The 13189-nt window shown below is 61.6% G+C and carries 15 protein-coding genes; 4 read left to right on the top strand and 11 right to left on the bottom strand.

What is annotated here, in order from left to right; translation table 11 throughout:
• Nucleotides 1–65: 65 nt before the first annotated feature.
• From KI614_RS06115 to KI614_RS06100, 4 genes are all read right to left on the bottom strand, one after another.
• The gene (locus KI614_RS06115; protein WP_226408606.1) at nucleotides 66–341 is read right to left on the bottom strand and encodes a DUF3325 domain-containing protein; all 276 of its coding nucleotides are present in this window, start codon (nucleotides 339–341) and stop codon (nucleotides 66–68) included.
• Nucleotides 338–1801, bottom strand: a complete 1464-nt coding sequence (locus tag KI614_RS06110; RefSeq protein ID WP_226408604.1) for a PepSY-associated TM helix domain-containing protein — start codon at nucleotides 1799–1801, stop codon at nucleotides 338–340. The genes KI614_RS06115 and KI614_RS06110 overlap by 4 nt, the downstream gene beginning before the upstream one ends.
• Nucleotides 1798–2070, bottom strand: a complete 273-nt coding sequence (locus KI614_RS06105) for an iron transporter (RefSeq protein WP_226408602.1) — start codon at nucleotides 2068–2070, stop codon at nucleotides 1798–1800. The genes KI614_RS06110 and KI614_RS06105 overlap by 4 nt, the downstream gene beginning before the upstream one ends.
• A gap of 77 nt (nucleotides 2071–2147) precedes the next feature.
• Nucleotides 2148–4142 carry a TonB-dependent receptor domain-containing protein gene (locus tag KI614_RS06100; protein WP_226408600.1) on the bottom strand — a complete coding sequence of 665 codons (1995 nt, stop codon included), beginning with the start codon at nucleotides 4140–4142 and terminating at the stop codon, nucleotides 2148–2150.
• A gap of 199 nt (nucleotides 4143–4341) precedes the next feature.
• Between KI614_RS06100 and KI614_RS06095 the strand changes: the two genes are divergently transcribed.
• The gene (locus KI614_RS06095) at nucleotides 4342–5283 is read left to right on the top strand and encodes a helix-turn-helix transcriptional regulator (RefSeq protein WP_226408598.1); all 942 of its coding nucleotides are present in this window, start codon (nucleotides 4342–4344) and stop codon (nucleotides 5281–5283) included.
• Nucleotides 5284–5339: 56 nt separating this feature from the next.
• Here the strand turns inward: KI614_RS06095 and KI614_RS06090 are convergent, their stop codons facing one another.
• Genes KI614_RS06090 through pedF form a run of 4 tightly spaced genes read right to left on the bottom strand, consistent with a single transcriptional unit; the run spans nucleotide 5340 to nucleotide 8079 of the window.
• Entirely contained in the window at nucleotides 5340–5873 is a 534-nt protein-coding gene (locus KI614_RS06090) for a cytochrome b (protein WP_226408597.1), read from the bottom strand.
• A complete protein-coding gene (locus KI614_RS06085) occupies nucleotides 5870–6808 on the bottom strand; it encodes a beta-propeller fold lactonase family protein (protein WP_226408596.1) in 939 nt (312 codons plus the stop codon). The genes KI614_RS06090 and KI614_RS06085 overlap by 4 nt, the downstream gene beginning before the upstream one ends.
• A gap of 7 nt (nucleotides 6809–6815) precedes the next feature.
• Nucleotides 6816–7661, bottom strand: a complete 846-nt coding sequence (locus tag KI614_RS06080; RefSeq protein WP_226408595.1) for a substrate-binding periplasmic protein — start codon at nucleotides 7659–7661, stop codon at nucleotides 6816–6818.
• A complete protein-coding gene (gene pedF, locus KI614_RS06075) occupies nucleotides 7651–8079 on the bottom strand; it encodes a cytochrome c-550 PedF (protein WP_226408594.1) in 429 nt (142 codons plus the stop codon). Before pedF ends, KI614_RS06080 begins: the two co-directional genes overlap by 11 nt.
• A gap of 266 nt (nucleotides 8080–8345) precedes the next feature.
• Between pedF and KI614_RS06070 the strand changes: the two genes are divergently transcribed.
• Entirely contained in the window at nucleotides 8346–10331 is a 1986-nt protein-coding gene (locus KI614_RS06070; RefSeq protein ID WP_203469195.1) for a sigma-54-dependent Fis family transcriptional regulator, read from the top strand.
• A 61-nt stretch (nucleotides 10332–10392) separates the two neighbouring features.
• On the opposite strand, the gene KI614_RS06065 is transcribed toward KI614_RS06070, so the two are convergent.
• From KI614_RS06065 to KI614_RS06055, 3 genes are read right to left on the bottom strand one after another with little or no spacing between them, the layout of a single operon-like run.
• A complete protein-coding gene (locus KI614_RS06065) occupies nucleotides 10393–10707 on the bottom strand; it encodes a YkgJ family cysteine cluster protein (RefSeq protein ID WP_226408593.1) in 315 nt (104 codons plus the stop codon).
• Nucleotides 10704–11381, bottom strand: coding sequence for a tRNA (guanine(46)-N(7))-methyltransferase TrmB (gene trmB, locus KI614_RS06060; protein WP_226408592.1), 678 nt, complete (start codon nucleotides 11379–11381; stop codon nucleotides 10704–10706). The genes KI614_RS06065 and trmB overlap by 4 nt, the downstream gene beginning before the upstream one ends.
• Nucleotides 11378–12337, bottom strand: a complete 960-nt coding sequence (locus KI614_RS06055) for a tRNA dihydrouridine synthase (RefSeq protein WP_226408591.1) — start codon at nucleotides 12335–12337, stop codon at nucleotides 11378–11380. Before KI614_RS06055 ends, trmB begins: the two co-directional genes overlap by 4 nt.
• A gap of 51 nt (nucleotides 12338–12388) precedes the next feature.
• On the opposite strand from KI614_RS06055, the gene KI614_RS06050 reads away from it, so the two are divergent.
• Both KI614_RS06050 and KI614_RS06045 read left to right on the top strand, forming a co-directional pair.
• Entirely contained in the window at nucleotides 12389–12808 is a 420-nt protein-coding gene (locus KI614_RS06050) for a putative toxin-antitoxin system toxin component, PIN family (protein WP_226408590.1), read from the top strand.
• 116 nt (nucleotides 12809–12924) lie between these two features.
• On the top strand, nucleotides 12925–13173 hold the full coding sequence (locus KI614_RS06045) for a hypothetical protein (protein ID WP_226408589.1): 249 nt from the start codon (nucleotides 12925–12927) through the stop codon (nucleotides 13171–13173).
• The last annotated feature ends 16 nt before the right edge of the window (nucleotides 13174–13189 follow it).

Genomic DNA, 13189 nt, shown 5'->3' with positions numbered 1-13189 from the left:
GCGGACAGCACCGATGCCTGTTTAGCCAGTCGGCTCCGGACTGGCGGATAGCAATCGCAACATCGCTACTCAGCGCCCTTGGCCAGATACAGCGCCACCGCGATCACCCCGGCGGCCAGCAGGCCGCTCCACAGCACGATGCCGATCGCCACGCCCCAACCGGCAACGCAGGGCAACAGCGCCAGGCCGAGTAGCCCCACGCCTATGCCGCGCCACCAGTGCAGCACGCCGGCCGCCGGCAAGTGCCGGAAGACCGCCTGGAAATGCCGCGTCATGCCCAGTGCCAGACCGGCCATGCCAGCGACGATCATCAACAAAGCCAGCACAAAGAGCAGTGTCATCGCCCGGTCTCCCTCCCGAAAAAGCGCCAGCCGATCAGCAGCAGCACGCCACCGAGCAGCACAGCAGTCAGATCGAAGCCCTGGCGCATGACATCCGGCCCACCGCCGGTGAACTGGTCGAGCGGCAGGATCAGCACAGCAAGCAAGCCGGCCAGCATGAACTGCTCACGCCACGCCACCCGGCCGCACCAGCCGGCGTGGGCCAGACTCAGCGCCCAGACCGCGAAAAAAGCGACGACTTCATAGCCGGCCCGGCCGTCGAGCACCACCGGCAGCAGCCGGTTGCTCCAGAAATAGCCAAGGCAGGCAAGCAGACCACCGCTGACCGAGGCGATACTGAATGCTTCCAACCAGCGCAGACTACGTGCATCGCCATGCCGCTGGCGGTACTTGCGCAAGAAGAGCACGGTACCGGCCGCCATCATCGCTGTACCGAGCAGGCCGGAAATAAAATACAGCCAGCGCAGCACCGAGCCGCCAAAATGCACGACATGCAGGCCGACCTGTGCCCGGTAGGCGTAGGCCATCGGATTCCAGTCCACCTGCTTGCCGAAGACTTCGCCAGTCACCGCATCGAAGGTGACGTGGTCGGCCACCGCCGAGAGCCGGTCATTGACGTGGCGATAAGCCTGAACCAGGCCGTTACGATCGGCGGGATTTCGGATCAGCAAGTTGCTGATCGTGCCCGCCCCGAGTTCGCGCTCGGCGGCAGCCAGGTGCTTGGCCAGCGGCAGCAACTGGCCCGCTTCGCCGCTCGCCTGGCGCTCGAATGATTTCAGCACCTCGGCCCGGTTGGCGCGCGGCTTGCCGTCGTAGAGCGCGTAGGTGGCAGCCGGCATGAAGGCTTCGGCGAGGATGACGACGCCGGTGTAGGTGATCATCAGCAGGAAGGGCAAGGTCGCGACGCCAACCAGGTTATGAACGTCGAGCCAGGCCCGGCGGCGGTTGGCACGCGGCCGCAGGGTGAAGAAGTCGCGCAGGATGCGGTGATGGATCAGGACGCCGGAAACCAGCGCTGCCAGCATGAAGATACCGACGGCGCCGACAATCCACTTGCCCGGCGTTTCGAGTAGCAACTCGGCGTGCAGGTCGGTGAAGAAATGGCCGCCCTTGGTTACCCGAACCTGCAGCGGCTGACCGCTGACCGCATCGAGGGTTTCTTCCTGCAGGGCGCGCGGGTTCTGGCCCCAGCCAATACCAATGCTCGGCGCCCGCTCAGTGGGTAGGCGCAGTCGCCAGACGGCAGCCTCGGCCCCGACCTGGCGCAGCCGGGCCTCGCCAAGAACGGCTGCGGTCGACTGTGAAAAATCGGCAAATTTCACTTCCGGCCGCATCCAGTGACTGATTTCCGGCTCAAAGACAGCCAGGCTGCCGGCAACGAAGATCGGCACCAGCAACCACGAAAAGACCATGCCGCCCCAGGCATGCAGCCCGAGCAACGCCTTGCCGAGCGCATTCATGCCAGCCGCCCGATCAAGGCAATGGCAGCAGCCCAGAGCAGCGGCCAGCCCAGCGCCCGCCAGGCCGATGGACTGACGAAGGCCCAGAGCAGGACGCCGACAAAAGGCAGCGGCGCCAGTTGGCCGGTCAGGTACCAGGCGGTGGCTTTTTCATACGGCAACCAACGACACAGCAGATAAAAAATCGCCCAGCACAGGGCGTAGCCACCGAGCGCGGCGGCCAGGATACGCAAGCACAGACGAGCCGTGTCAGCGGAAAATAAAGGCATGGAAATTCCCATTGAGCGTGCCGAAAAACGCAAAAGCCCCCGGCTGCAAAGCCGGAGGCTGTCACTATTGGAAAGGATCAGAACTTCCAGCTCAGGTCGAGGCGAACGTCGCGGCCCGGTTCGGCATAGCCGTAATAAACCGTGCTGCCGGTGTTGCTCAGGTAAGCGTAGGTCCCCTGATCGTAGTAAAACTTGTCGAACAAGTTGCGCACGCTGAAGGTGACACGCATACGGTCCTTGCCAAGCGGCAGCCAGTTGGCGTAGATGTCATGCACCGCGTAGCCGTCCTTCGACTTCTCGACCTTCGTCAAATCGGTGTATTTGTGCTCCTCGACCAGGCGGCTAGTCCAGCCGATATCCAGATTCCACGCAGCAATGTCATAGCCGGCATTGAAACTCCAGCTACGGCCGGTCGATACGCCGAGGCCATCGTTGGTTTCGCTCAGGTCGTAACCGTTCAGCTTGGGCTTGGCATGGGCCACACTGGCACCGACGCGGAATGCACCGCTGCGCCAGCCACCGCCCAGTTCGTAACCCTTCGAGACCATGTCGCCAACGTTGGTGATCGAAGTACCGCTGCCGGTCGTGATGAAATCCTCGATGTTCAGCCGGAAGATGGAACCTTTCAAGCTCCACGGGCCGCTACCGTAGTTGAAACCAAGCTCGTAGTTGTTGGCCTTTTCTTCTTTCAGGTTTGGATCGTTCTTCCAGTTCGTACTGTCGATGAAGAAAGCTTCCTTCAAGCCAGCCCCGCGCATCGTTCGCGATGCGGCAGCGCGGAAACTGAGCGCTTCGGTCGCCAGCCAGGTCAGACTGCCACTGGGACTCAGACCATTGCTCGAGAAGTTCTGATTGTGGTTATCGGTATAGCTGTACCAGTCGTAACGGGCGCCGGCACCGATGATGAACCGATCGGCAAGCGGCATGTTCCCCTCGACGAACAAACCGCTGACACCGCTTTTCTCGTTGCCGGTACTGGTCTTGTCAACCGCTCGGGAATTAATCGCGTGCGACTCGAAGCGGTGATGATTCAAGCCGTAACGGAAGGTCGCCCCACCCAGTTTCGAAGTCAGCAACAGATTGGCGCCCTGCGCATCGATCTGCTCACCCCAGGTGTAACCGGCCGGTTTGTTGAAGCGTGTTTGCGTTGTCGGCGTCGTCCGCTCGACCGTCATTTTGTCCGAAAAAACATTTAGTTCGACAGCCGGTGCGCTACCGCTGCCATCGTAGCGATAGGTCGCCGTCAGCGTATCGCGCTCGCTTTTCTGGGGCATTGCCGGACCATTATTGGCCCCCAGCCCCCACATGTTCGGCCGCAGGAAACGAACACCTTCATCTTGCACAGCCTGGTAGCCCACCGCCAGGCTATGCCCCGGCGCCATCCGCCAGTTAAATTTAGCCAAGCCACTCTTTTGTGTCGAGCCGCTGTTGACCTGCGTCTTGCCGTTGCCATCCTTGTAATCATCGGTATTGTTTTGATTGCCGGAAAGCAGGAAATCGAAATCGTCACCGGCCAACCCATATACCGAAGCACCGAAACGTTCACCGTCGTTCGACGAAACACCGCCGCGGATGATGCCGCCCAGCTTCTGGTCCGGGCGCAGCAGATCACGACCATCCTTGGTCGTCATGCGCAGCGAACCGGCCAGAGCCCCCGGTCCGGCACTGGCCGCCGAGCTGCCCCGATCCAGTTCAACCTGCTTGACCAGGTCAGGATCGATCATCAATCGCGATTGGTGATGGAAGGCCCGGCCGGTTTGTGGCGCACCGTCGAGCGTTGTACTCAACATCGTGTCTTCGACACCACGAACATAGACTTTCTGGGCAATCGCCGGCCCACCGCCCACGGTAACACCCGGCTCATCCTGCAGGACTTCACGCAAATTGCGGGCCGCCCGCTTGACGATAGCGTCGCTCAGGATCACTGAAGTTGCCTCCGGGACCATTTTTTCACTCACCACCATCGGGGCCAGTGTCTGCTCGTCGGCCGCCAATGCCGATAGCGAAAAAATCCCCAACAAGGCCAGAGTGACCGGCTTGATACGCGACACATCATTTCCTACTGACTGCATGCAGAACCCCTCTGAAAAGCAAACGCCGATAAATACCCACCGGTCAGTTGCGAATAGTTTTCATTTGTAACAAAGGGCGCTAGTATCGCAAAAACCTTCAAATCATTTGTTTGCGAGAACAACAAAGATGTTTGCCGCCAAGAAAATTTACCCGCCTCCATTCAATCCAGAACAGCCGGCTTCATTACCATCAAGCTCGGTGATCGATCTGGCCGCGCTGAGCCAACGGATCGGCCGAGGCCATCAGGCGGAGAGCAAGGTACAAGCAGCCGACGCTGCCGTACTTGAAGGCAGCTTTTCCCTGGACCGGCTGCGCGAAGGGTTTTTTCTACATTGCACGAATGTCACCCATCTGCACGACATGACGGTTCACTTTCCATTACTCCAGCCCGGGATCAAGGTTCTGCTCAAACTGGAGGGGAATGCCGAAGTCAGTTTCGGCGGCACGCCGCTGCCGCTCGATGCCGGCCAAGGCAGCAGCGCAACACCGCGCGGCGCTATCGTCACATTGAGCCAAACGGAGGATTTCGAACGACGCAGCCGGGCCGGCACTCGCGAGCGCATGGTAGTCATCACGCTAACTGCCGACTGGTTTGCCTCAGCCGGGATTGACCCGGAACCGTTCAAGCCCCATCTGTCGATCCGCGATTGGCAGCCCTCGGCCCGCGCCATCGGGATTGCCGAACAATTGGTTCGACCAAGTTCATTTACCGGCCCAATGCACGCTCTTTACCAGGAAAGCCGTGCCCTCGAACTGGTTGCCGAAGCCCTCGCCCAGGCCGACAGCCAGCCACGGGAGGCTCCGGCCGGACTACGTCCGGGTGAATACCAGAGAATCTGCCGCCTACAGCAATTTCTCGATAGCGGAGCGGCCAACCATCTTGATCTGGCGGCCATCGCCCTGGAAATGGGCTGCAATCCGAACACGCTGCAGCAACAGTTTCGCCTGGCCTTCGGCCAGACCATCTTCGACTACCGGCGCCAACGTCGGCTTCAACGTGCGGCCGCCGAATTGCAGCGAAGCGGCATCAGCGTTGCCCGTGCCGCTGAAATTGCCGGCTACAGCAGCCAGGCCAACTTTTCGACAGCCTTCCGGCGCCATTTCGGTGTGGCGCCAAAACAAGTGCGCCTGAAAATCTGATGGCGCACTTAGTATCCAGGGGCAAATGAACAATCGCTCCAGGCTGGAGCAGGTGTTCATTTATGGAGCAGTCTTTCGGGCAACATGCGCGCCAGCGTTCCGTCGCGCATCAGTGCATGCTTGATTGCTCCGGCAATATGCAACGCGATCAAGCCAGCCATCGACCAGACGAAAACCAGGTGCAGTTGCTTGAAAATGCCATTCAGTACCTCGTCCTGCCAGAACAGCCGCGGCGTTTCGATGCCGAAAAACTTGATGGCATAAGGCGTGAAGGAGGAGGCCAGATAGCCGGCCAGCGGCGCAAGCAACAGACAGGCATAGAGTGCGTGGTGCGTCGCTGTCGCCAGATAGGCTTCACGCCCCTGAGCCAGCGCCGGCGGCGGTGGATTGCGGCGGCGCCAGAAAAGACGCACGGCGAGCACCTGCCAGGCCAGCAGGCCAAGCGACTTGTGCAAGCCATACGCCGCGCTGCGTTCGGCGCCCTTGGGCAGGTCGGTCATCGTCCAGCCCAGCCACAACAGCCAGGCAATCAGGATCGCCTGCGCCCAATGCAGCGCCATGGCCTGCCAGCTATAACGTTGGATACTCATTGGATGGTCACTCCCCAGGGCAATTCGCCAACTTCGACATCCCGCAAGCGGGTGAAACTGGCGGTATCGATGACCGACAGGCTGTTCGACCGCCCGTTGGCGACATACAGCTTGCTGCCGTCCGGCGTCAGCGCCATATTCCACGGCCGCTTGCCGACTTCCACCGTAGCCACCACCGCATGGCTCGCCACATCGATCGCCATCACGCTGGGATCACGCCCATTGGAAACGAAAATCCGCTTTCCATCGGGGTGGACCGCGACACCGTTGGGATATTGGCCGGCGACGATTTCAGCCAGCACGCGTTGCTCGACGACATCGATCGCATAAACCTTGCCGGCCAGTTCGCTGGCCACATAGGCCCGACGCCCATCGGGCAGAAAAGTGATGCCACGCGGCCGTTTGCCAACCGCGATGCTGGCCACCTGACGCCGCGCCGCGACATCGATCACATCGACCTGTTCCGCTTCTTCGGCACTGACGTAGAGCCAGCGGCCATCCGGGCTGAATACGGCATGCTCCGGATTCTTGCCGTGCACCTTGATGCGCGCCATTTCCTTGCCCTGCGGTGCGCTCAGCAAAACAACGCTGTTATCGTCCTCGACCGCCACGGCGAGCAGCTTGCCGTCACGCGAAAGACTGACGCCTTCGGGCGAATCGCCGACCCGAACCGTGCGTTCCAGCTGGCCGGAACGCTTGTCGACAATCAGCAGACTGCCGGTCTTGCCGTCCGTCAGGTAGAGCCGCTGCGCATCGCCGGCAATACCGCGCGGTCGCTGGCCGATGGGAATATCACGCAGACGCTGGTCATCGGCCGTATCGATCAGGCTGATGCTGGCTGATTTTTCATTCGGCACATAAGCCAGCGGACCGGCCTGCGCAGCAGAGCACAAGACGAGCAGCCAGACGGCCACGGGAAGCAAACGAAGAGTCATGGCAACCTCAGGCAGGCAGATGGGAAATGCCGTGGCGCTTGAAAATCGCTGCCACAGTACCGTTGCGCTTCAATTCGGCCAGGGCGCCGCCGACAGCCTCGGCCAGCGCCTGCTCTTCAGCCTTGACCGCCATGCCGAGCGGCCAGCCTTCGATCTTCAACTCGGCCATCTTCGGCGTTTCAAGCACCAGCCGGGAATTGCCTTTCAGCGCCCCTTCCAGTTCACCGCGCGGGGCGAGAACCGCCGCCACCTGTCCAGCCGCCAGCGCTTTCGCCGCCTCGCCGACGTTGCTGAAATGCACCACGTTTTCGCGCAAACGGCCGTTCAGCACGCTGAGCAGGAAAGAATCGGCCAACGATGCCGTTTCAACCCCGATTTTTTCGCGGGTAAACACTTCCAGCGCCATCGCCGCCGAACCGGACAGCGCCTGAATCCGCGCCGGATCACGCGCCAGCGCCAGCGTTTCACGGTGATACGCACCAAAGATACGCACCTTGTCGTTGGCCTTGGCCAGATGCTCGTCGACCGGCACATGCATCATCACATCGGCCGGCTGGGTACCGAGGTAATGCCCTTTCCAGACCATGTTACGCAGGTCGTCGTTCATGTCCTCGTCTGCATTGAAACCGACGATTTCCGGCGCCAGGCCAAGTTTTTCAGCGATCGCCCGGGCGATATCGGCATCGATCCCCTTGCCGCCGGCCTGACCATAAGGCGGAAAGTCGTTGTAAATGGCGATCCGCAGCCGACCGCGCTGACGTATCGTTTCGAGGCCATCGGCGCGCGCCGTAACGGCGGCAGCAAGCGGCAAGGCGGCCAGCGCCTTGAGCCAGAGGCGGCGATCAGTCTTCATGGACAGTTTCCAGCCAGGTACGAATCGCCCACATGGCCTCCTGGCTCAGCGTGCCTTCGAACGGCGGCATGTAAACACGGCCGTCGCGCACCGCACCCTTGCGGATGCGCTGCAGGAAAACTTCATCGCCTTCGTCGCCCAGCGGCAGGAAACGCAGATCCGGCGCAATGCCGCCGGAAATGGCACCGAGGCCATGGCAGCGGGCGCAATTCTGGTTGAACGCGGAGTCGCCGATACGAATCGCCGTCTTGTCTTTGCGATACGGATTGCTCGGCAGAAAATCAGCACCCAGATTCTTCAGGCCGGTCGTATCGACGGCCTGCGGAACCACATCACCGTGGGCAAAAACCTGGGGCGCCGCAGCGCCGATAGCCAGAACGACGGCCAGGGCCGCGAAATGTCGCAAATTCTTTTTCACAATGTCTCCTTTATTAATGACTGGGAAGCTCCCCTGTACCGGGCAATCTGCAAGGCCTGTGCCAGGTCGCCAAAAAAGTCATCAATTGGCTGCCAATGAACGAAAATGGAGCAACAGGGTCAGAACAGCGCATTGGAAAGATGGCTTGGCACGTCAATTGCTGTACTGTTGTTGAACAGCTTTGAGCACATTGCTGACAAAATAGTCAGGTGCATCGTTATGAAACAAAAAATACAAAAAGCAGACTTTGGGACACCGGAGGAGAGATGGGACAAGTACAACTTCCGGCTGAGACGCATGATTTGCGCTTGCGTCAGGCCAGGCAGCTATTTTTCGAACAAGGCAGCGTGCCCGACGGGCTGGTGACGCAACAGATCGTCCGTTCGTGGGAACGTTGCCGACGCTTCGGCCTGACTGAAAACAATGCCCTGCCGATTGTCGAGGCACTCGACCGGATGGCTCTGAAAACCGAACAGGATCGCAACCGCTACCTGCTGCAACAGGGCCGGCCGATCATGGAACATGTTTTCGAGCACATCCGCGAATCCGGCAGCATGGTCATCCTGGCCGACGCCAACGGGCTGCTCCTGGAAACCGTCGGCGATGCCGAGTTTCTCGACCGGGCCGACCGCGTCGCGCTGGCTGCCGGTGCGTCGTGGGACGAAAACCAGCGCGGCACCAACGCCATCGGCACGACATTGCTCGAAGAAACGCCGATTGAAGTGCTGGGTGGCGAACACTTCCTTGAAAGCAATGGTTTCCTGACCTGCTGCGCCAGCCCGATCTTCGGGCCGGATGGCCGACTGATCGGCGTCCTCGACATTTCCGGCGATTACCGCGCCCCACAGCGCCATACGCTGGGCCTGGTCCGGCTGTCTTCGCTGATTGTCGAAAAACGCCTGTTCGAATCGATCCACGCCCGCGACATCATCGTCTGCTTCCACGAGCGCGCCGATTACCTCGGCAGCCCAAAGGAAGGTCTCGCCGCAGTCTCGCCCGATGGCCAGGTGCTGGCAATCAACCGCAACGGCACCGACATCCTCGGCATCCGCCAGGTCGATGCCGTGCGCCGCGATTTCTCAATGGTTTTCGAGAGCAACCTGTCGGCACTGGTCGACCGCTTGCGCAACCACCCGCAGGCCAGTTGCGAAATCAAGGTCAATGGCCGCGCTCTGCACCTCCAATTGCGCGGCCAGTTGCCGCCACAGACGGTGGCCGGCCGGGTCTACGACGAAGCGCCGGCGATACGCCCTCCCCGGCGCGCCGAGACCGTTGCTCCGCCGAAGCTCACGCTCGACACCCTGAACACCGGCGATACCCGCCTGCAGGCTGCAATCGATCGTTCGCGGCGCATCCTCGGCCGCGACATTCCGATTCTGATTCAAGGCGAATCGGGGGCCGGCAAGGAAATGTTCGCCAAGGCCTTTCACAACAGCGGTCCGCGCCAGAGCGAGCCGTTTGTCGCACTCAACTGCGCCTCCATTCCGGAAACCCTGATCGAATCGGAACTCTTCGGTTACCAGGGCGGCGCTTTCACCGGCGCCCGCAAGGAAGGCGCACCGGGCAAGATCCAGCAGGCCCACGGCGGCACCCTCTTCCTCGACGAAATCGGCGACATGCCGCTCAATCTGCAAGCCCGGCTGCTGCGCGTGCTGCAGGAACGCTGCGTCACGCCGCTTGGCAGCACGCGCTCGATCCAGGTCGACATCTCGCTGGTCTGCGCCACGCACCGCAAGCTGCGCGAAGAAGTCGCCCGCGGCACTTTCCGCGAAGACCTGTACTACCGGCTGAACGGCATGTGCGTCACGCTGCCGGCCCTGCGCGAACGAACCGACATTCGCCAGATGGTCAGCAAGATTGCCGCTGCCGAATGTAGCGGCCGGGCGCCGGTCAAGTTTTCCGAAGACGCCCTGCGGGCTATCGAGCAATACACCTGGCCGGGCAACATCCGCCAGTTGTTCAACGTTATCCGGGTCGGCATTGCCTTGCTCGACGACGACGAAATCCTGATCACCCCCAGCCATTTGCCGGAGGAATTGTTCGAGCAGGAATACAGCAAGCCAAGCCCGGCAGCTTCAGTCAGCCAACCCAGTCCGACCGCCCCGGTCGAGCAAGGCGCAGGCAGTCTTGAAGAAATCGGCCGCCTCGCTGCGCAACGTACCCTTGAAGCAGCCGGCGGCAACATCTCCGCGGCGGCCCGGCAACTGGGAATCAGCCGCAACACCCTGTATCGCAAGCTCGGCCGGCTTTAAACCCGGCTCACGGGAGGCGCAGCGAAGCAACCGGACAAGCAGCTTCGCTGCTGCCCTGCGTTTACAGCGGGGCCAGCCCGTGACGCTGGCGCGCCCGGTTGCAGGCGGCATGCTCGACATCGAATTCGCGGCAAGGCGAGGGTCGACCGTGGTAAATGGTGCAATTCACCTGCTGGCCGATCTCGCCGGCCAGCGCGACGCAGCGCGGGGCGGCACTATCGGTGCCGCACATGCGGACCATGTTCGGCGTCAGCCTGACAGTCATGTTGACGGGAACGCCGCCATCCCATGCGAAATTGCCACCGGCCAGTTCAGCCGGATGAAAATCGACGCGAAACGCGGCGCAGCAGGCGCCACAGCTCTGGCAAACACTCATTTCAGCGAAACCCGGCAGCGCCATAGTTCGTGACCGGAAGCGAGATATTTTTTCTCGAACGGCGTCATCGGGTCAGCCGTCTGCCACGGCTCGGCGACGACCGGCTGGCCGGTCAGCTGGGTCAGCGCCAAGGCCATTTCCTCGATATAGATGCGCCAGTTGCTGCGGCACTCGATTTCGCCGCCCAGCTCGCGCCAGACGGGAAAAACGGCATGGCCCTGCCAGCGCCGGGCGAGATGCCCGATTTTCGGCCAGGGGTTGGGATAAAGATTGTAGTGGCGCGCCAGACGCACGCCGTTCTCGGCCAGAAGACGCCAGAAATCGACCAGATCAGCCCGGATCAGCACGGCATTGGCCGGCATCGGCAGCGGTTTGCCGCGACTGATGCGGTCGACCGACTGATCGACGCCAAAAACAAAATGATCGGGATAAGTCTCGGCAATGCGTTGCGTACTCCAGCCGACGCCGCAACCGGCATCGAGGATCAGCGGCGCATCCGGCCGCCAGGCATCATGTGCCGCCATCGCCGCAGCGTAGGCTGCGCGGTTGTAGTCGAGAATCGGCTTGCGAAACGGGTGCGCCATGTGGCGGGCGAGCAGCGCTTCGAGATCGCGGTGCGGGCCTTCCTGGGCGCTGCTGATGAAGCGCGAGTTGCCTGTGCTTTCAGGGTTCATCCGAGGAGCGGCCTTTCTTTTAAAACACCGGCCGCAATCAGTGCCGTATCGATATCGGCTGCCTCCTTGATTGGACGCAGCACGTCGTACAGTGCACCGGCTTCAGGGTAGTTGCGCCGGAGCAAGGCCAGCCATTGCTTGATCCGTCCGCCGGCGTGGCCCGGCACGACTTTCTGGCGCACGCCGAGCCAGTAGGCGGCAACGCCGGGCTGGACTTCTTCCCAGCCGCCAACCCGATCACCGCGCACACGTCGCGCCAGCAAGGGATCGGCAATCGCCCCGCGCCCGATCATGATGTCCTGGCAACCCGTCGCCGCCTGGCAATTACGGAAATCCTCGACGGTCCACACCTCACCGTTGGCAATCAGCGGAATACCGATCGCGTTGCGCACGGTATCGATCCATTCCCAACGCGCTGGCGGCCGGTAGCCGTCGACCTTGGTCCGGCCATGCACGATCAGTTCGTCGATACCGCCGGCCTCAAGCGCCTGGGCGCATTCGACGGCCTTGCTGGTGTCGTTGATGCCGAGCCGCATTTTGGCCGTAAACGGGATGTCGACCGGGACAACCGCCCGCACCGCAGAAACAATGGCATGGAGCAGTTCCGGCTCGCCCAGCAAGGCGGCACCACCGCGATGCCGATTGACCGTCGGCGCCGGGCAGCCGAAATTGATATCGATCCCGGCCGGATTGAGCGTCACCAGACGGGCCGCGTTTTCGGCCATGAAGTGCGGGTCGGAGCCGAGCAACTGGACGCGCATCGGCGTCCCGGCCTGGGTCTTGCCGTCGTTGAGCAGTTCCGGACAAATCCGCTGGTAGGTCTTGACCGGCAGCAGGCTGTTGGAAACCCGGACAAATTCGCAGATGCCCCAGTCGTAGCCCCCGATATCGGTCAGCACGCCGCGCAGCAGATTGTCGGCGAGCCCCTCCATCGGGGCGAGAATAATACGGGACATGAAAGGTAATCCGGGCAAGGCGCTGAAGAGTCGCGCATTATAATCCGCCCCATGCTGCGCTTAGTCCTCGATACCAACGTCGTCCTCGATCTCTTCCACTGGGCCAACCTCGATGCCGTGCCGATCATGGCCGCACTGGAGGCCGGCCGGATCGAATGCTTCGCCGACGAGCGAACAATGGACGAACTTCAGCGGGTGCTGACCTACCCGCAACTCAAACTTACGCCGGACATGATCGTCGAGCGTTATCAACGCTACAGCGCGCTGATAACGCTCGTCCCGCCCGGCGAAGCCCCGCCGCTGCCGCGCTGCAAGGATCGCGACGATCAGAAATTCCTCGAACTTACTGCCCGCTGTGGCGCCGACATCCTGGTCAGCAAGGACAAGGCCCTGCTCAGGCTACGCGGTCGAACCAAGCTGGGTTTCCGGATCATGAAACCGGATGCAGCCTCGGCCTGCCTGGTGGCCTGAGAATCCGGATGGATGCTTGTCCGCACTGTGCAGCACAAAGCATCAGCCTCAGCGCAAAAATCAGCTCTGACCCGGCCAGCCCGGCCCGCTGCCCAGCTTGCCAGGGCAATAGTTACGTGGCCAACAAGGTCTCGACCAGCATCAGCCTCGGCATCGTCCTGCTCGGCTGCGCCTGGGGCCTGATCGCCGCACTGGCCAACTCCCCGCTACCGCTTTACGCCATCATGCCGAGCGCCGCCTGGTTTTTTTACCGCACCTGGCGAAGCGCCGAACTGCTGCCCATCGATAGCGACACAGTGGAAAAGCATAGACGCACCCGCCAAACGCTAACGCTACTCGCATTCCTGCTCAGTTTTTTCATGTAAAAAAGTCCGCACGCAG

This window comes from Dechloromonas denitrificans (assembly GCF_020510665.1).
GTDB lineage: Bacteria > Pseudomonadota > Gammaproteobacteria > Burkholderiales > Rhodocyclaceae > Azonexus > Azonexus denitrificans_B.
This window is presented reverse-complemented; position numbering and strand designations above follow the sequence as displayed.

What these genes read in the sequence shown, in the direction of transcription:
- KI614_RS06115 (WP_226408606.1), bottom strand. Translation starts at nt 341, where the DNA reads ATGACACTGCTCTTTGTGCTGGCTTTGTTGATGATCGTCGCTGGCATG.
- KI614_RS06110 (WP_226408604.1), bottom strand. Translation starts at nt 1,801, where the DNA reads ATGAATGCGCTCGGCAAGGCGTTGCTCGGGCTGCATGCCTGGGGCGGC.
- KI614_RS06105 (WP_226408602.1), bottom strand. Translation starts at nt 2,070, where the DNA reads ATGCCTTTATTTTCCGCTGACACGGCTCGTCTGTGCTTGCGTATCCTG.
- KI614_RS06100 (WP_226408600.1), bottom strand. Translation starts at nt 4,142, where the DNA reads ATGCAGTCAGTAGGAAATGATGTGTCGCGTATCAAGCCGGTCACTCTG.
- KI614_RS06090 (WP_226408597.1), bottom strand. Translation starts at nt 5,873, where the DNA reads ATGAGTATCCAACGTTATAGCTGGCAGGCCATGGCGCTGCATTGGGCG.
- KI614_RS06085 (WP_226408596.1), bottom strand. Translation starts at nt 6,808, where the DNA reads ATGACTCTTCGTTTGCTTCCCGTGGCCGTCTGGCTGCTCGTCTTGTGC.
- KI614_RS06080 (WP_226408595.1), bottom strand. Translation starts at nt 7,661, where the DNA reads ATGAAGACTGATCGCCGCCTCTGGCTCAAGGCGCTGGCCGCCTTGCCG.
- KI614_RS06070 (WP_203469195.1), top strand. Translation starts at nt 8,346, where the DNA reads ATGGGACAAGTACAACTTCCGGCTGAGACGCATGATTTGCGCTTGCGT.
- KI614_RS06065 (WP_226408593.1), bottom strand. Translation starts at nt 10,707, where the DNA reads ATGAGTGTTTGCCAGAGCTGTGGCGCCTGCTGCGCCGCGTTTCGCGTC.
- trmB (WP_226408592.1), bottom strand. Translation starts at nt 11,381, where the DNA reads ATGAACCCTGAAAGCACAGGCAACTCGCGCTTCATCAGCAGCGCCCAG.
- KI614_RS06055 (WP_226408591.1), bottom strand. Translation starts at nt 12,337, where the DNA reads ATGTCCCGTATTATTCTCGCCCCGATGGAGGGGCTCGCCGACAATCTG.
- KI614_RS06050 (WP_226408590.1), top strand. Translation starts at nt 12,389, where the DNA reads ATGCTGCGCTTAGTCCTCGATACCAACGTCGTCCTCGATCTCTTCCAC.